Here is a 17834-nt window from a genome sequence, read left to right as displayed (position 1 = left end):
CCTAAGAGTAAAACGGAGAAATTATGGCTGAGGAAGAAACACTATCACTAGAAGAGCAAGCACCTAAAGGAAAAAATAAGCTTGTGATCATCATTGCAGCAGTAGTGTTACTGCTGGCAATTGCTGGTGGAGCGTTTTTCATGCTTTCTGGCGATGATAGTGCCGATATTGAAATGGCAGATGGTGCAAGCGCTCCTGCTGAACAAGTCGCGGGTGATAGTGAAAAAATGAGTGATGGGCAAGCGCAATACGTTGCACTACCAAGACCATTTTTGTTCAATCTGCCTGGTGCCAAGCGTTCTGTACTTGTGCAAATTAAAGTGCAACTGATGGTTAGAGGCTCAGATAATGAAGTTGCAGTACAAAAGCATATCCCATTGGTTGAGTCGGAATTGCTATCAACATTTAGTAGCTCTAATGTACAAAAATTAAGTACCCAAGCGGGTAAAGATGAATTACGCCAACAGGCTTTAGTTAATGTGCAAAATGTTTTGACGCCAATTATTGGCCGCAAAGGCGTAGAAAAAGTGTTGTTCGTTGGATTTGTAATGCAGTAATCGTTCTGCAAACATCACAGAAATAAGGCAGTTATTGTGAGTGATTTATTAAGCCAAGACGAAATTGATGCGTTGCTCCATGGGGTTGATGACGTAGAAGAAGATGATGCAGGTTTCGGTGATGAATCTGCACAGTCTTATGACTTTTCTTCTCAAGATCGAATTGTCCGTGGTCGTATGCCGACGCTGGAAATCGTTAACGAACGATTTGCACGTCATTTGCGTATAAGCATGTTTAATATGATGCGTCGCACAGCTGAAGTATCAATTAACGGCGTACAAATGCTCAAGTTTGGTGAGTACATTCACAGTTTATTTGTACCAACAAGCTTGAATATGGTGCGCCTCAGCCCATTAAAAGGTACTGCGCTTATCACAATGGAAGCCCGTTTGGTTTTCATTCTAGTAGATAATTTTTTTGGGGGCGATGGTCGCTTTCACGCCAAGATTGAAGGCCGTGAATTTACCCCAACTGAGCGTCGAATTATCCAGTTGTTGCTTAAAATCATTTTTGAAGATTACACAGAAGCATGGGCGCCTGTAATGGATGTTGAGTTTGATTATCTTGACTCTGAAGTTAACCCAGCGATGGCCAATATTGTCAGCCCGACAGAAGTGGTTGTGATCAGCTCATTCCATATTGAAGTGGATGGTGGAGGTGGTGACTTCCATATCGCAATGCCATATTCAATGATAGAGCCAATTCGTGAACTCTTAGATGCAGGTGTACAAAGTGATAAGCAAGATACCGATATGCGTTGGTCTCAAGCACTCCGTGATGAAATCATGGATGTTGACGTAGGCTTTAATGCAACAATTGCTGAAGAAGAGATTACTTTGCGTGACGTGATGAAGTTGCAAGAGGGGGATGTTATCCCTGTAGAACTTCCAGAGCACGTATTGATGAAAGTTGAAGATTTGCCGACGTTCCGCTGTAAGCTTGGCAAGTCCAGAGATAATCTCGCACTTAAAGTAAGTGAAAAAATTCCACGGCCTGAAACCGTGAAGTCTGAGTTGCAGTTAGTAACTTTGAGACGAAAATCGAATGAAGTTGCTGAAGTAAAGGATGAAGTATGAATACAGAAGATGATTGGGCAAGCGCCATGGCCGAACAAGCCATTGAAGAAGTCAGTGCTGCTGAATTAACGGAACTGAGTGATGAATCAGGAAGCGTTGGGGCTGATAAGGAAAACCTAGATGCCATTCTGGATATTCCTGTCACCATCTCAATGGAAGTTGGACGTAGTCACATCAGCATCAGAAACTTATTACAATTGAACCAAGGTTCGGTTGTTGAACTTGATCGTATTGCAGGTGAACCGCTTGACGTAATGGTCAACGGTACCTTGATTGCTCATGGCGAAGTCGTCGTAGTAAATGATAAGTTTGGTATTCGACTCACTGATGTTATTAGTCAGACAGAACGAATCAAAAAGCTGAAATAGTTAAGCTCATGATGCTAAGTATTCACTCCTGTTGAGGCAGGAGTCTTGCATCCTTACTCTTCACTTGAGATATCACTTGTTATCCGGCTCAACCGGGATAACAAATCATCAATCTTTTCTCGGCCAATCGACCTAATTTCTGCTAAAGTAGAGCAAGGAAGAAATTAACAATTAATAAGGGAGAACAAAGTGAGTTTTCTCATTACTGCTCTAGCTGCTACCGCTACATCTCTCACAGATAAAAGTGTGCCTGCCGTAACAGATGCTGCTCCAAGTACTTTGGGAAGTTTTACTAGCATGATTGGAGGGCTCGTTGTCGTTCTAGCTCTTATTTTTGTGCTCGCCTATGTCGTTAGACGCTTTAATCTGGCTCCATCAACCAATAATGTTTTAAAAACTGTTGCCGTTGCTCCGTTGGGGCAAAAGGAAAAAGTCGTCTTGATGGAAGTCAATGGTAAACAATATCTGCTAGGTGTGACGCCTCAGCAAGTTAATCTTATTGAAAAAATTGAAGACCCTATTGAAGTAAAAGCGGAATCTTTTGCCAGTAAATTAAGACAAGCAAAAGCAAGCAGTAAAATGGGAAGTAAAGATGCGTCTGCTTAAGTTATTAATCTATTCTTTATTGCTGATTTCGCCAGTAGCTTTTGCAGAACAAGGTATTTTACCTGCTGTAACCGTATCGACTGGGGCTGATGGTTCGACTCAGTATTCTGTGACGATGCAAATCGTGATGTTGATGACCGCACTGAGCTTTTTGCCAGCAATGGTTATCATGCTAACGTCATTTACCCGTGTCATTGTCGTATTGTCTATTTTGCGACAAGCCATTGGTTTGCAGCAAACACCATCGAATCAGGTACTGATTGGTATCAGTATGTTTTTGACGTTTTTCATCATGTCACCTGTTTTCAATAAAATCTATGATCAAGCTGTTAAGCCTTACATGGATGAGCAAATGACCATCGAGCAGGCTTATGATGTGGGTAAAAAACCGTTAATGGAGTTTATGCTGTCACAGACTCGTACTACGGACTTACAGACGTTTGTTGAAATCTCTGGTTATAAAGATATTAAGTCCCCAGAAGAAGCGCCGATGCAGGTGCTGATCCCTGCGTTTATCACAAGTGAATTAAAAACAGCGTTCCAAATTGGTTTTATGTTATTTGTGCCATTTCTGGTTTTAGATTTAGTGGTTGCGAGTATTTTAATGGCAATGGGTATGATGATGCTCTCGCCGATGATTGTATCGCTGCCATTTAAGATCATGCTATTTGTATTAGTTGATGGCTGGGGGCTTGTAATGGGTACTCTAGCCAACAGCTTTGGATTATCCTGACGGGAGTCGAAGTATGAGCCCAGAAGCACTCGTCGACATTTTTCGTGAAGCCTTATCGGTTATTGTGTTGTTGGTTTCAGTGATCATCATTCCAGGTCTAGCTGTGGGTTTGGTGGTTGCAGTGTTCCAAGCCGCAACCTCTATCAACGAACAAACGTTGAGTTTCTTACCGCGTTTGTTAATGACGTTATTTGCGTTAATGATATTAGGCCATTGGTTAATTCAGACCATGATGGAATTCTTTTTTGAAATGGTTAATCGCATTCCACAGGTTATAGGCTAGGTTCATGCACCTGTTGATGAGCACCATTGAGCAAGGAATCGCTGGCTATCTCTGGCCGCTATTTCGTATCGCCAGTATGTTGATGGTGATGGCGATTTTTGGTGCAGGAACCACACCTGCGCGTGTTCGATTGATGGCTGCCGTTACCATAACCGTTGCCGTGTCGCCGATGTTGCCCAAAATGCCTGATGTTGAACTTTTTTCTCTTCAGTCTTTTTTTATAACAGCCCAACAAGTGATGATTGGAACCGCAATGGGATTTGTTAGCCAGATGCTGCTTCAAACCTTTGTGTTAACAGGGCAAATTATCGGTATGCAAACCTCACTTGGCTTTGCGTCAATGGTTGATCCTGGTTCTGGGCAACAAGTACCTGCTGTAGGTAACTTCTTTCTCATTCTATCGACGTTTATTTTTTTATCTGTCGATGGTCATTTAATGATGATTAAAATGCTGATTGCCAGTTTTGATACGTTACCTGTGTCTGAAACGGGAATTAATATTGCCAGTTATCGGGCTGCCGCAGACTGGGGAGCTTACATGTTTGGTGCCGCACTAACGATGTCAATTTCAGCCATTTTAGCTTTATTACTCATTAACCTTTCATTCGGTGTAATGACGCGAGCAGCACCACAATTAAACATTTTCTCAATTGGTTTCCCAATCACCATGTTGAGCGGCTTATTAATACTTTGGCTAACACTTTCGCCAATCATGGCTCACTTTCATGAAGTTTGGAAAGCAGCACAGGTGTTAATGTGCAACATGCTTGAACTTCAATGTACTGTTAACCCTAACCTTATACCTGTAACAAGGTAATCAGCGAAAATGGAGCGGTAAAATGGCTGAGAGTGATGGACAAGAACGGAGTGAAGCCCCCACCAGTAGGCGCTTACAACAGGCGCGAGACAAAGGACAGGTTGCACGATCGAAAGAGTTAGGTACATCAGCCGTTTTACTTTCAGCAGCGATAGCGCTTGCCATGTTAGGCCCAAGTTTGGCGCAAAGTTTAGTGCGCTTAATGACAGAGATTTTCACCATAGAAAGGGCAGATATCTTCGATACTAGCTCGATGCTTAAAGTGTTTGGGATCGTCGGGAAGGAATTGGCACTGCCTGTCTTAGGGATTGTTGTACTCGTGGCTATTGTTGCGTTTCTCGGTAATATTGTTGTTGGTGGGATGTCTTTTTCATCTAAAGCCATTATGCCAAAGGGCAGTAAAATGAATCCGTTAAGTGGCTTTAAACGGATGTTTGGCATTCAAGCGGTGGTTGAGCTTACCAAAGGTATTGCTAAATTTTCGGTTGTTGCAATTTCAGCTTTCTTACTGCTTAAGTTCTACTTTAATGACATCTTAGGTCTGTCGTCTTCGCACTTACCAAATAATGTTTATGAGGGGCTAGATCTTCTCGTTTGGATGTTTATCTTGCTTTGTAGCGCAACATTATTGATTGTGGCCATTGATATTCCTTATCAAATTTGGAATCACAATAAACAACTGAAAATGACGAAACAAGAAGTGAAAGACGAATATAAAGATACTGAGGGCAAGCCTGAAGTTAAAGGTCGTATTCGCCAACTACAACGTGAAATTGCACAACGGCAGATGATGGCGGAAGTTCCTAATGCTGATGTTATCGTTGTTAACCCTGAACATTATGCGGTTGCAGTGAAGTACGACGCCTCTAAATCGGCGGCACCTTATGTTGTTGCAAAAGGCGTTGAACAAGTTGCATTTAAGATTCGAGAAATCGCCCGTGAACACGAGATCGCAATCGTATCTGCTCCTCCATTAGCTCGTGCTATTTATTATACAACTAAGGTCGACCAACAAATCCCTGATGGCCTATTCACTGCAATTGCTCAGGTGCTGGCTTATGTATTTCAGTTACGTCAGTATCAGAAAGGTCAAGGACGTAAACCTACCCCTGTTCCTGTAGAGCAGCCGATTCCTGATGAGCTTAAACATTAAATATTTTACATTATTGAAGACGCTAAACTAATGTACTATCAAATGTAATCCTTTAAGATATTTTCCATTCGGTTTAGGGGAGCCTCAATTGAGAATTACTAAAGTGGCGGCGCTTCAAAAGCTAGAAAAATTACCTTTTGAGTTATCTCAATTTATTTTGCCAGAATTGAATTTTAAGTACTCAGACGTTGAAAATAAACGTTGGGGCTTCTTATTGAAGCAGAATTATTTACATATCAACAAGGTTGCTCATCCTAAGCATTTAGATGGACTAAATATTTTAGATTTTTCAGTAGATACTGTTGCTAAATTTGATGAAATTAATAAGCTTTTAGTTCGACAAGAGTGGGTAGCAGCACCTGTTGATGGGTTCATTCCGCCTAAGATCTACCTAGATCTTCATTTCTATAAAGTGTTACCAGTAACAGTAAATTTGAGAAAAATGGAATTTATCGAATACTCTCCAGCACCTGATATTTTTCATGAGTGTTTTGGACATATCCCATTACTTTTCGATGGTGAATATCAAGCTATTTTGAATCGTTTTGGAGTTCTTTCAAGAAAATTGGAATCTTCTCAATATGATAAGTCGTTCCACTCTATTCTTAGGGAGTTATCCAATTTGAAAGAAAGTGAGCAGACAGCTTCAAATATCTCCGAGATTGAATCACAACTGATTGAATTACATGGAAAGCGAGAAAAAAACTGTTTATTTACAATGCTCCAAAATCTTCACTGGTACTCTCGCAGAGTACGGTGCGATGAAATGTGATGGGGAAATTAAGCTCATTGGCGCTGCTTTATTAAGTTCATGGAGCGAATCTAAAGCTATTTTAAGTCAAAATGTCGAAAAGCATCCTCTGTCGTTAAAAGCTGCCAGAACTTCATTCAATATTACTGATAAGCAGAATAAAATTTTTATTGCCGACAGTTTTCAGCATATTAATGATATTTTGGATGAGTTTGAGTGTTTGATTCAGACGAGTTAAGTGCCGAGATTTACCTCGGCATTTAGTCTCTAAATTATACGACTATGATTCTTTTAGTCTAAACTGCATCGCACTTTGCTCAAGTTTATCAGCCATCTCTAGAAGTTTATTTGCAATTGCAGCGGTACTTTCTGCATCAATAGAAGTTGTTTCGGCTGACTGGCTAATCTCGATGACATTAGCGTTAATCGACTCTGAAACATGGCTTTGTTCACTTGCTGCGGTTTCCATTTGCGCATTCAGCTCACAAATTTCATCAATTGAGTCGTTAATGTGTTTAAGCTCTTCAGCTACAGTTTGGATGGCAGCCACTTGTTGTTGGGCGAAATCTGACGCTTTATCCATGATTTGTACACAGTCTGCAGCTTCTTCCCTCAGCCCCTCAATGGTTTTACGGATATCTTGGGTAGACTCTTGAGTGCGCGATGCTAAGGTTCTGACTTCGTCTGCAACTACTGCAAAACCTCGACCTTGCTCTCCAGCTCGTGCTGCTTCTATGGCAGCATTTAATGCCAGTAAATTGGTTTGTTCTGCGATGCCCGAAATTACTGAAAGTACAGCTGCGACTTCATCACTTCGGTGATTGAGTTGCTGAATTTTTGCAGCACCTTGCTGAACTTCTTGGCTAAGTGTCTCAATAGCATTTACTGCAATTTGAGCTCTATTTTCCCCGTCCGAGGCGGCTGAACTGGTCGTTTGTGAGTGTGAAAAGGTTGTCTCAGCATTGGCTTTGACTTGCTCTGCCGAAGCTGCCATTTCTGTCATTGCCGTGGCAACTTGAGTCGTATTTGATTTTTGGGCAAGAACTTCATGCTTTGTTGTTTCTGCCATTGAGGCAATGCTTTTAGCACTCTCGTTAACTTCTCTAGCATTAGTGACAACTGTACAAAGCGTATCATTGATTCGGGTAACCATTTGATTAAAGGTTTTCGACACCGCACCAATCTCATCGTCGCGATTGACACTCAATTGTAGTGTTAAGTCAGACTGTTCAGTAACTTGTGTCATTGTGTGTCGGAGAAGTCGTAATCGGCTAATAACGAAATGGTTAAGAATAAAGCCGGTAATGACAAATGCGATTATAAACAGAGCGGCTTGAATTAGAGCGCTGGTGAATAAACTTTTCTCAAGTTGCTTATCACTTTTTGCGAGAGAGTAATCGATTCGAGTTGCGCCAAGAATGGTACCCTCGGAAACTTGATGGCAGCCCAAGCAATTAACGCCTTGGTAATTAGCTTTTGCTAAAATGGGCTCGATTCGCGTAAGTACACGGCCATCTTTTGATTGAATGATGGTATTAACTGTCTTGCCAGCTAAGGCTTGTTTATCGAAGTTGTCTTGAACCCCTTCTCCTGGGAGTCCTTTGCCGAAGGTTTTATTCAATGCAGGGCTACGGATGATGCGGATATCTTTAATCTCGTCTTCAGCGGTCATTTTTTTACGCAAAAGCTCTCGGTTACCAATGGTGCCTGTGAGCATCATGGTGTTCAGAGAATCGAAGTAGGACTTCGTTAAACTATGGGTATGGTCTTGGGCATATTCCTCTAGATGAGCCCTCTGACTTGATGAACTAAACCACAACGTAAATGCAAGTACGAAAAGAAATATTATCGCTAGAGTTGTTAACACCAGAGAACGGATGGACAGAGGCTTAGACATAATGCTCAATTCTTATTTTTGTCAGCTAATGAATCTATATCGTCAGCTATGAATAAGTCTTAACATAAAAAAGCTTATACATGCTTATATGGATAAATAAAGTTCACATTTCAAGTGAGCACAAAGAATAGTGATCTAAATCACGCCAAACGTTGATTTGGATCATATATTGAAACGTTGAGTATAAATTGTCGATACAATTGGACGTTGTTGCTTCCATGTCTCACGGTTTATTTTTGGTGTCGTTCATTTTTGTGGTAGTTCTGCTTTAATTCTTACAAGATTTGCTTGTACAAAGCAGCCGATTGCTGGCATAGGAAAGCATAAAAATCGAGCTATTTTTTCTAAATGATTACTTCTTTTCTTCGGCAATAGCGGCTGACTTTCTGGAGTGTAGCCATTAACTGAAGCAGCGCTTTCAATATCAGCTCCCCACCTTCGAGTGCGAGATAATGTTCCTATATCATCTCCTTTTATATCAAATTTATTAGTTAGGTTCGTAGATTTCCTAGTTGATTTTTCGTTTCCAAGCCAATTAAAGGATTTAAAACTTAGTTTTATATTGTTGGAACCATGACTGTTATCAACCACTGTAAAAGTAATGGTACTTATCCGATTTAAAACAGATGTTCTGTAAGGTATTACAATGACATTAGGTTTATTGTCATTATGTCCTACACCTTCAATGTTAAATTGTTGAGCTGCTGAATCTACTGCTCTTAATTGATCATCTGTTGGTTGTTCGAATTCACGACCATTCCATTTTAGGGGGGTCATAGAAATTTGTTGTATAGACATATCAATTTCTTTCTCATTGATTTATCAATTTCAACAAAGCATTAACTGAAAAAATATATACTGTTGAAATGATTATGAATGCTGAGGTTTTTTTCGAATGAGCTGGTTTTCTTAATTGAATACATGATTAAAAATTTAGCTTTTTTATACAAGTTAAAAATAATTAATATTGACTATCACTAAGCTATTTTAAATAGTTGGCCTAATAATTGCTTTATACAAGATAGATACTATATTTGCGTCAATCTTTGGGCTATCGGTAATGGATGTAAAAGCAACGCTAGGTCAAGTTAAACAGTTTAATGTCAATAACCTTAAAGGTATTGGTACACCTTTATTAGTATTGGCTGCAATGGCGATGATTATTTTGCCAATGCCAGCTCTTTTACTCGACACCTTATTTTCTTTTAATATTGCGTTAGCCTTAATTGTACTTTTGGTTGCAATTTATACTGACCGTCCATTAGATTTTGCGGCATTCCCATCCGTTTTACTTATCGCAACTTTACTCCGTTTAGCATTAAACGTAGCGTCCACCCGTGTGGTATTACTTGAAGGCCACAATGGCGGTGATGCCGCAGGTAAGGTCATCGAAGCTTTCGGCTCAGTCGTTATTGGCGGTAACTATGCCGTTGGTTTAATTGTTTTTATTATCTTAATCATCATTAACTTTGTGGTAGTTACCAAAGGTGCGGGGCGTATTGCTGAAGTTAGCGCTCGCTTTACTTTGGATGCAATGCCAGGTAAACAAATGGCGATTGATGCGGACTTAAATGCTGGGCTCATTAACCAAGAACAAGCTAAAGAACGTCGTAAAGATGTCACTCAAGAAGCTGATTTTTACGGAGCGATGGATGGTGCATCAAAATTCGTAAAAGGTGATGCCATAGCGGGCATCATGATTCTGATTATTAACATCATTGGTGGTTTTGTTATCGGTATGGTGCAGCATGGACTCGATTTATCGAGTGCGGTTGAAATCTATACTTTACTTACCATTGGTGATGGTCTCGTTGCTCAAATTCCAGGTTTGTTGCTCTCTATTGCTGCCGCATTAATGGTGACTCGACAAAATGAGTCTGGCGACATGGGCAAACTGATGATGAGTCAGATGTTTGACAATCATAAGTCATTAATGATTGCAGCTAGCTTATTGATGATCATGGGCTTGGTACCGGGTATGCCACATTTTGCCTTCATCAGCTTTGCATTACTGACTGCTGGTGCGGCTTATTTTGTATTTCGTCGTAATAAACAAAAACAACAACAGGCATTAGAACTTGCTAAAGCTCCACCTGTTGAAAAAGACAATAAAGAAGTTAAAGAGTTAAGTTGGGAAGATGTTCGTCATGTTGACACAATTGGTCTTGAAGTGGGCTATCGTTTAATTCCTCTCGTAGATAAAGCGCAAGACGGCGAATTACTGACGCGGATTAAAGGTGTTCGTAAAAAGTTGTCACAAGAACTCGGTTTCTTAGTACCAGCAGTGCACATTCGCGATAACTTAGATTTAGCACCAAATACGTATCAGATTTCATTAATGGGTGTTGTGGTTGGTGAATCTGAGATTCGACATGACAGTGAGTTGGCTATTAATCCGGGACAAGTTTATGGCAAGCTTGATGGGATAGAGACCAAAGATCCGGCATTTGGCTTAGATGCTGTGTGGATCTCGCCAGAGCAGCGTGAGCATGCACAAACATTAGGTTATACCGTTGTGGATGCCGCCACCGTAGTCGCAACTCACATCAGTCAGCTACTTACCAATAATGCTTCTAAGCTACTTGGTTATGAAGAAGTTCAACAATTACTTGATATTTTACAAAAACAGTCGCCTAAGTTAGTAGATGGTTTGATTCCTGACGTCATGTCATTAGGCATTGTTGTGAAAGTTATGCAAAACCTATTACACGAAGGTGTTTCAGTACGTGACTTGAAGACAATTGTACAAACCTTATTGGAGTACGGTACTAAGAGCCAAGATACTGAAGTATTGACCGCAGCTGTGCGAATTGCGTTGAAGAGAATGATCGTTCAGGAGATAGCTGGACCTGAATTAGAAGTACCTGTCATAACTTTGGCTCCAGAGTTGGAACAGATGTTGCATCAGTCTATGCAGGCAACAGGTGGAGACGGACCAAATATTGAGCCAGGCCTTGCAGAGCGTATGCAGAAGTCGTTAAACGATGCATCGCAGCAGCAAGAATTGGCCGGTCAACCTGCCATATTGTTGACATCGGGAATGCTGCGTTCGACATTGTCACGCTTTGTTAAGCACACCATTCCAAACTTGAGGGTGATTTCTTATCAAGAAGTTCCCGATGAGAAACAAATTAGAATTGTATCAGCTGTCGGTCAGTAGAGGATGTAGCCGTGAAGATAAAACGTTTTTTTGCCAAAGATATGAGAACAGCATTAGCACAAGTGAAGGAAACCTTGGGTTCTGATGCTGTAATCATGTCCAACAAAAAAGTAGACGGTGGTATCGAGATCGTTGCCGCAGTTGATTACGATGAGCCAAAGCCGCAAGTTAAAGTTGAGCCGAAGGCACCTAAACGCTCATTTATGGATTTGTCTGACGATAGAGTTTCAATTGGTGCTAATACAGTTCGTGCTACCAAGCCGACTGACGTTTCGCCTGTTAAGAAATCTATGAAAACGCCAAAGGCAGCACCGGCGGATTCGTTACAAGCCTTATTGGAACGTCAACACGCTAAGCTTCAACAGCAAGAACAAGAAGCCAAAGATGAACTTGATATGCCTTCATGGGCCAAAGGGCTTGAAGCTAGCCGAAACTCACAAGCTGCACCAGCTCAAAATCATCGTCAGGCCATGAAAGTAAAAACAGAAACAGCCGTTCCTGTTAGTAATGAAATGCAAGCGATGCGAGATGAATTAGCGTCTTTACGCAGTTTATTGACGCATCAAGTTTCAAGCTTGATGACAGATAAAAAGCAGCAAGTTGATCCTGTCGGCTCAATGCTGGAAACAAAATTACTGGAAGCTGAATTTACACCAGCATTAGCGAAACAACTGTCTGAGCTTACTCAACATTATAAGCCAGCCGATTTAGTAAAAGCATTACCACAGAGTTTAGCGAATTTACTCGATAATCAGGGTGATGACATTGTTAATCGAGGTGGAGTAGTAGCATTAGTTGGCCCAACAGGTGTGGGTAAAACAACAACTTTGGCTAAGATTGCAGCAAGGTTTGCAGCGAAACACGGCAGTGACCAAGTTGCGTTGATTACGATGGATCATTATCGCATCGGAGCCTATGAGCAGCTGGCAACTTATGGCAAAATAATGGGGTGTCCGGTAAAGCTTGCTCACGACGTAAGTGAATTGGAACAAATTTTATATCAATTCAGAAGTAGAAAACTGGTATTGATTGATACTGCCGGTATGGGACAGCGAGATCAGCGTTTATATCAACAACTTGATAATTTAAATGCAAATAAACGCATACCTATCCGTAATTATCTGGTATTGTCTGCGACAGCTCAAAGAAGAGTGCTGCAGGAAGCCGTAGAATACTTCAAACGAGTGCCATTAGCGGGTGCCGTTTTAACAAAATTAGATGAGTCAGTTTCATTAGCAAGTGCATTAAGTGTATTAATTAGCAACAAGCTTCCATTAAACTATGTCACTGACGGCCAAAGAGTACCAGAAGATATCCATCTTGCTGATACCTTTAAGCTTGCAGAGCAGGCGTTATCTGTCTTAGATGAATCTGAGCCAGAATTTGTTCAACCGGTGAGGGCCACCGAATTAGCCCATGCATTTGAGTAAAGCTATGACCCAAGATCAAGCAAGCGGTTTACGTATGATGAATCAACCTAACAATGAAAAAGTAAAAGTTATTGCCGTTAGTGGTGGTAAAGGGGGCGTAGGTAAAACCAGCGCTTCAATCAACACAGCAGTAGCACTTGCCGAAAAAGGCAAGAGAGTTTTGGTATTAGATGCCGATCTAGGTCTTGCTAATGTCGACGTAATGTTAGGCATTAGAGCTGAAAAAAACCTATCTCACGTATTATCAGGTGAAGCTGAACTGGACGATATTATCGTTCGAGGTCCAAAAGGTATCGGTATCATTCCAGCAACATCAGGCACTCAGGCTATGGTGGAGCTTAGTTCAGCGCAACATGTAGGTCTTATTCGCGCCTTCAGTGAAATGAAAACTCAGTTTGATGTACTGATTGTCGATACGGCAGCGGGTATATCAGATATGGTATTGAGTTTCTCTCGCGCATCACAAGACGTACTTATCGTCGTCTGTGACGAACCTACATCAATTACTGATGCTTATGCTTTGATTAAGATTTTAAGTCGTGAACACGGCGTGTTCCGTTTTAAGATTGTCGCAAATATGGTGAAGAGCCTGCGTGAAGGAATGGAACTGTTTGCTAAGTTAAGCAAAGTGACAGATCGATTTCTTGATGTCGCTCTTGAACTGGTTGCTACGATACCGTTTGATGAAAACTTACGCAAATCTGTACGTAAACAGAAACTGGTCGTAGAAGCATTTCCTAAATCACCTGCTACAATTGCCTATCATGGTCTGGCGAATAAAATTATTAGTTGGCCAATTCCACAGCAACCAGGCGGGCATTTAGAGTTCTTTATTGAACGTCTAGTTAAGCGCCCTGAGCAGGAAGAGGACAGGTCGAGTGAATAAAGCGGCAGCGTATACTAGTTTTGACGATAAAACATCGACAGTCGAACAGTATGCTCCGTTGGTTAAGAAAATCGCTCATCATTTATTGGCGAGATTACCAGCATCTGTTCAGCTTGATGATTTATTGCAAGCTGGCATGATGGGGTTGCTCGAAGCATCCTCGAAATTTGATGGTTCCAAAGGCGCAAAGTTTGAAACATTTGCCGGGATCCGTATTCGTGGCGCTATGCTTGATGAAATTCGTAAAGGTGACTGGGTACCTCGTTCGGTACATCGTAATCACCGTATGGTTTCGCGAGCAATTGAAAAGCTAGAACAAGAGTTAGGCCGTGAAGCATCTGTTCAAGAGGTTGCGGCAGAACTTAACCTATCGATAGATGAATACCACCAAATTCTGAATGATGTATCCTCAGGAAAAGTTATCGGGATGGATGACATAGGTGTATCACAAGATGTGATTTCTACTGAGAATACGCCAGAAGATGAAACCTTTGATTCACTGACAGATGAGCATTTTCAGCTTGCTTTAGTCGAAGGGATCAAACAATTACCAGAAAGAGATGCATTGGTCTTGTCGCTTTACTATGATGAGGCCTTGAATTTAAAAGAAATTGGCGCTGTTCTCGAAGTGAGTGAATCACGTGTTAGCCAAATTATGAGTCAAGCGATGATGCGACTCAAAAGTAAGCTACGAGATTGGACGCAAGAATAAATAGAGTTACCTGGAGGAAACCTTGGACAAGAATATGAAAATCTTAATCGTTGACGATTTTTCGACGATGAGACGTATCATTAAGAACTTGTTGCGTGATTTGGGGTTTAACAATACCCAAGAAGCAGACGATGGAACAACCGCATTGCCAATGTTACAAAAGGGTGATTTTGACTTTGTTGTAACAGATTGGAATATGCCTGGTATGCAAGGTATTGATCTATTAAAAGCCATTCGTGCTGATGATAAATTAAAGAATATCCCTGTTCTGATGGTTACAGCAGAAGCTAAGCGTGAACAAATTATTGCTGCTGCGCAAGCAGGTGTTAATGGTTATGTAGTAAAACCTTTCACAGCTGCAACGCTTAAAGAGAAGCTAGATAAAATCTTCGAACGACTAGGCTAATCAAGGATGAGCTATGCAGGCAGAAATCACAGGGCTTATTAGCCTTGGGCAGGCTCAAGAGCTTGTTGAGTTGCTCTCTGCTGGTGAGCAACAAAAAGCTGATGAGCTGCTTAAAGAGTTGGCTTCTCCTCTTCAAAAAGATCTTTATGATGAAATTGGCAAGTTAACACGTCAACTCCATAGTGCTCTGATTGAATTCCAAGTTGATAATCGTCTTAAAGAGTTAACCAATACCGATATCCCAGATGCTAAGGAGCGTTTGAATTACGTTATTGATATGACTGAGCAAGCCGCTAACAAGACGATGGATGCTGTCGAAGAGTCTCTTCCTCTTGCTAATGCGTTAATTACGAATATCAATAATGTTCAACCTCAATGGGATAGGTTGATGCGTCGAGATTTGGACTTACAAAACTTTAAAAAGTTATGTTTTGATATCCAAGATATGATGCAACGAAGTGGTCATGATTCAGCACGTTTGAGAGATCTGTTAAATCAAATTCTGATGGCGCAAGACTTTCAAGATTTAACGGGGCAGATGATCAGAAGGGTCATTACTCTAGTGCATGAAGTCGAGAGTAACTTAATTTCAATGTTAACCATTTTCGGTGAACAATCGAATGAAAACGAAAGTCCTTCCACAATAAATAAAATTGAGGCTGAAGGTCCGATTGTTAATGCCGATACAAGGGAAGATGTTGTCACTGGACAAGATGAAGTCGATGACTTGCTATCAAGTCTAGGATTCTAACAAGGAGTCAATTGCATGTCGTTTTCAGTTGATGAAGAAATTCTCCAAGATTTTTTGATCGAAGCTGGTGAAATTCTAGAGCTATTACAAGAACAATTAGTCGATTTGGAAAACAACCCTGACGATACAGATCTGCTTAATGCTATTTTCCGTGGATTTCATACCGTTAAAGGTGGTGCTGGCTTTTTAAGCTTAACGCCAATGGTTGACGTTTGTCACGAAGCTGAGAATACCTTCGATTTACTTCGCACGGGTCAACGTAATGTAACAGCAGAATTAATGGATGTTATTCTACAGGCTGTAGATGCAATTAATTCAATGTTCGGGCAAACCCAAGCAGGTGAAGTACAAGATCCAGCTTCTGATGAGCTTCTTGCTGTTCTTAAAATATTAAGTTCAGGTGAGCCACTGCCATCCGAAATTGGCAATGAACAGGCTGTTGTAGAAGAAGAGCCAGAACCGGAACCTGAAACTTCTCAAGAACATTCCGAATCAGTCACAGATGAAAGTAGTGATTCAATTGATGATATCACCGAATCTGAATTCGATGCTTTATTAGATGCGCTTCATGGTTCAGGTAATGCTCCTGGTCCAGCTGGAAGCTCTGCGGTTGAATCAGTTCCTCCAGCTTCAGCTGAGTCGATAGCATCGGGTGACATTACTGATGATGAATTTGAAGCATTGCTTGATGACTTACATGGCAAAGGTGGCTTTAAAGCAGAAGTGTCGGAGCCCGTTAATGCTGAATCAGAAAGTGCGCCTAAAGTTGTTGAAGCAAAATCTGACGATGAAATTACTGATGATGAGTTTGAAGCATTACTAGATGAATTGCATGGCAAGAGCACTAGCCCAAGTTCAAGTAATCATCAACAGTCCGAAGCAACCGCTCCTGAAATAAAAACTCAACCCGTTAAAACTGACAAGGCTCCAGCAGCGGCTAAGAAGGCAGAGGCTAAAAAGTCTGCTCCGAAAAAAGTGGCTCAAACGAAAAAAGAAGCCCCTAAAAAGGATGCTCCAGCAAGAGCCACTGGTGGTGCTCAGGCCGAAACAACGGTTCGTGTTGATACTGCACGCTTAGATCAGATCATGAATATGGTGGGTGAACTGGTATTAGTTCGTAACCGCCTAGTCAGTCTTGGTGTCAATCGAGATGACGAAGAAATGTCTAAAGCGTTGGCTAATTTAGACTTAGTTACTGCAGATCTTCAAGGTGCGGTAATGAAAACACGAATGCAGCCAATTAAGAAAGTCTTTGGCCGTTTCCCTCGTGTTGTTCGAGATCTTGCTCGAACGCTCAATAAAGACATTAATCTTGTAATGGTTGGTGAAGATACCGACCTGGATAAAAACTTAGTTGAAGCTCTTGCTGATCCGCTTGTCCATTTAGTTCGAAACTCCGTGGACCACGGCATCGAAATGCCTGATGAGCGAGAAGTGAATAACAAATCAAGAACAGGTACGATTACACTATCTGCGAGCCAAGAAGGTGACCACATTCTTCTAAAAATTGAAGATGATGGTGCTGGTATGGATGCTGAGAAGCTTAAGCAGATAGCCATCAGTCGTGGTGTACTTGATGAAGATTCAGCTGCGCGCATGTCAGACAATGAAGCCTATAACCTGATCTTTGCTCCTGGGTTTTCTACTAAAGTAGAAATATCTGATATTTCAGGTCGTGGTGTGGGGATGGACGTGGTTAAGACACGTATCACCCAGCTTAACGGTACGGTTCATATCGACTCTCAACGCGGTGTAGGAACTGTATTAGAAATTAAAGTACCATTAACGTTGGCAATTATGCCGACATTAATGGTGGAAGTAGCTGAGCAGACTTTTGCATTGCCACTTTCGAGTGTTAATGAAATCTTCCATTTAGATTTAACCAAAACCAATGTCGTTGATGGTCAATTAACGGTTATTGTGCGTGAAAAAGCAGTACCATTGTTCTATCTTGAGCATTGGTTACACCGAGAGACAGATTTCCGACATGGTGATAAGCAACATGGTCATGTTGTGATTGTCCAACTTGGTACAATTCAAATTGGCTTTGTTGTTGACGCACTGATTGGACAAGAAGAAGTTGTAATTAAACCATTAGGTACGCTATTACATGGCACTCCTGGGATGGCTGGTGCTACAATAACTTCAGATGGTGGAATTGCGTTAATTTTAGATGTGCCTGGTTTACTCAAGCATTACGCAAATCGAAAATAAAAGATACACAAAATAGAAAAATGATAAGCGCCT

The 17834-nt window shown here is 41.2% G+C and carries 19 protein-coding genes; 17 read left to right on the top strand and 2 right to left on the bottom strand.

Annotated elements, in window-relative coordinates:
* Window positions 1–23 precede the first annotated feature (23 nt).
* From fliL to AC1EU2_RS06590, 10 genes are all read left to right on the top strand, one after another.
* Window positions 24–557 carry a flagellar basal body-associated protein FliL gene (gene fliL, locus AC1EU2_RS06635; protein WP_480297276.1) on the top strand — a complete coding sequence of 178 codons (534 nt, stop codon included), beginning with the start codon at window positions 24–26 and terminating at the stop codon, window positions 555–557.
* Between the two features lie 36 nt (window positions 558–593).
* Window positions 594–1634 (top strand): flagellar motor switch protein FliM, encoded by a 1041-nt coding sequence (fliM, locus tag AC1EU2_RS06630; protein WP_480297275.1) that lies wholly within the window; start codon window positions 594–596, stop codon window positions 1632–1634.
* Window positions 1631–2002 (top strand): flagellar motor switch protein FliN, encoded by a 372-nt coding sequence (gene fliN, locus AC1EU2_RS06625; RefSeq protein WP_480297273.1) that lies wholly within the window; start codon window positions 1631–1633, stop codon window positions 2000–2002. The genes fliM and fliN overlap by 4 nt, the downstream gene beginning before the upstream one ends.
* Before the next feature lie 189 nt (window positions 2003–2191).
* Entirely contained in the window at window positions 2192–2608 is a 417-nt protein-coding gene (gene fliO / locus AC1EU2_RS06620; RefSeq protein ID WP_480297272.1) for a flagellar biosynthetic protein FliO, read from the top strand.
* Entirely contained in the window at window positions 2595–3341 is a 747-nt protein-coding gene (gene fliP, locus AC1EU2_RS06615; protein WP_480297270.1) for a flagellar type III secretion system pore protein FliP, read from the top strand. Before fliO ends, fliP begins: the two co-directional genes overlap by 14 nt.
* A gap of 13 nt (window positions 3342–3354) precedes the next feature.
* The gene (gene fliQ / locus AC1EU2_RS06610) at window positions 3355–3624 is read left to right on the top strand and encodes a flagellar biosynthesis protein FliQ (RefSeq protein WP_480297269.1); all 270 of its coding nucleotides are present in this window, start codon (window positions 3355–3357) and stop codon (window positions 3622–3624) included.
* 4 nt (window positions 3625–3628) lie between these two features.
* Window positions 3629–4441, top strand: coding sequence for a flagellar biosynthetic protein FliR (fliR, locus tag AC1EU2_RS06605; RefSeq protein ID WP_480297268.1), 813 nt, complete (start codon window positions 3629–3631; stop codon window positions 4439–4441).
* A 22-nt stretch (window positions 4442–4463) separates the two neighbouring features.
* Complete coding sequence (gene flhB, locus AC1EU2_RS06600) at window positions 4464–5594, top strand: flagellar biosynthesis protein FlhB (RefSeq protein ID WP_480297266.1); 1131 nt, start codon at window positions 4464–4466, stop codon at window positions 5592–5594.
* 88 nt (window positions 5595–5682) lie between these two features.
* The gene (locus tag AC1EU2_RS06595; RefSeq protein WP_480297265.1) at window positions 5683–6366 is read left to right on the top strand and encodes a hypothetical protein; all 684 of its coding nucleotides are present in this window, start codon (window positions 5683–5685) and stop codon (window positions 6364–6366) included.
* Entirely contained in the window at window positions 6356–6583 is a 228-nt protein-coding gene (locus AC1EU2_RS06590) for a hypothetical protein (RefSeq protein WP_480297264.1), read from the top strand. The genes AC1EU2_RS06595 and AC1EU2_RS06590 overlap by 11 nt, the downstream gene beginning before the upstream one ends.
* 42 nt (window positions 6584–6625) lie before the next feature.
* On the opposite strand, the gene AC1EU2_RS06585 is transcribed toward AC1EU2_RS06590, so the two are convergent.
* Both AC1EU2_RS06585 and AC1EU2_RS06580 read right to left on the bottom strand, forming a co-directional pair.
* Complete coding sequence (locus AC1EU2_RS06585) at window positions 6626–8242, bottom strand: methyl-accepting chemotaxis protein (RefSeq protein ID WP_480297263.1); 1617 nt, start codon at window positions 8240–8242, stop codon at window positions 6626–6628.
* Between the two features lie 246 nt (window positions 8243–8488).
* Complete coding sequence (locus AC1EU2_RS06580; RefSeq protein WP_480297262.1) at window positions 8489–9040, bottom strand: hypothetical protein; 552 nt, start codon at window positions 9038–9040, stop codon at window positions 8489–8491.
* A 262-nt stretch (window positions 9041–9302) separates the two neighbouring features.
* Between AC1EU2_RS06580 and flhA the strand changes: the two genes are divergently transcribed.
* From flhA to AC1EU2_RS06545, 7 genes are read left to right on the top strand one after another with little or no spacing between them, the layout of a single operon-like run.
* Entirely contained in the window at window positions 9303–11402 is a 2100-nt protein-coding gene (flhA, locus tag AC1EU2_RS06575; protein ID WP_480297261.1) for a flagellar biosynthesis protein FlhA, read from the top strand.
* An 11-nt stretch (window positions 11403–11413) separates the two neighbouring features.
* Window positions 11414–12832 carry a flagellar biosynthesis GTPase FlhF gene (gene flhF / locus AC1EU2_RS06570; RefSeq protein WP_480297260.1) on the top strand — a complete coding sequence of 473 codons (1419 nt, stop codon included), beginning with the start codon at window positions 11414–11416 and terminating at the stop codon, window positions 12830–12832.
* A 4-nt stretch (window positions 12833–12836) separates the two neighbouring features.
* Window positions 12837–13718: a MinD/ParA family protein gene (locus AC1EU2_RS06565; protein WP_480297258.1), complete on the top strand. Its 882-nt coding sequence runs from the start codon at window positions 12837–12839 to the stop codon at window positions 13716–13718.
* Complete coding sequence (locus AC1EU2_RS06560; RefSeq protein WP_480297256.1) at window positions 13711–14430, top strand: RNA polymerase sigma factor FliA; 720 nt, start codon at window positions 13711–13713, stop codon at window positions 14428–14430. The genes AC1EU2_RS06565 and AC1EU2_RS06560 overlap by 8 nt, the downstream gene beginning before the upstream one ends.
* A 22-nt stretch (window positions 14431–14452) precedes the next feature.
* Complete coding sequence (gene cheY, locus AC1EU2_RS06555) at window positions 14453–14836, top strand: chemotaxis response regulator CheY (protein WP_129946614.1); 384 nt, start codon at window positions 14453–14455, stop codon at window positions 14834–14836.
* A gap of 13 nt (window positions 14837–14849) precedes the next feature.
* Window positions 14850–15587: a protein phosphatase CheZ gene (locus tag AC1EU2_RS06550; RefSeq protein WP_480297253.1), complete on the top strand. Its 738-nt coding sequence runs from the start codon at window positions 14850–14852 to the stop codon at window positions 15585–15587.
* 15 nt (window positions 15588–15602) lie between these two features.
* On the top strand, window positions 15603–17801 hold the full coding sequence (locus AC1EU2_RS06545) for a chemotaxis protein CheA (RefSeq protein ID WP_480297252.1): 2199 nt from the start codon (window positions 15603–15605) through the stop codon (window positions 17799–17801).
* Window positions 17802–17834 lie beyond the last annotated feature (33 nt).

Source organism: Parashewanella sp. 2304DJ23-3, from assembly GCF_056591695.1.
The sequence above is the reverse complement of the archived record's forward strand: the minus strand, read 5'-3'. Positions and strand labels throughout refer to the sequence as shown.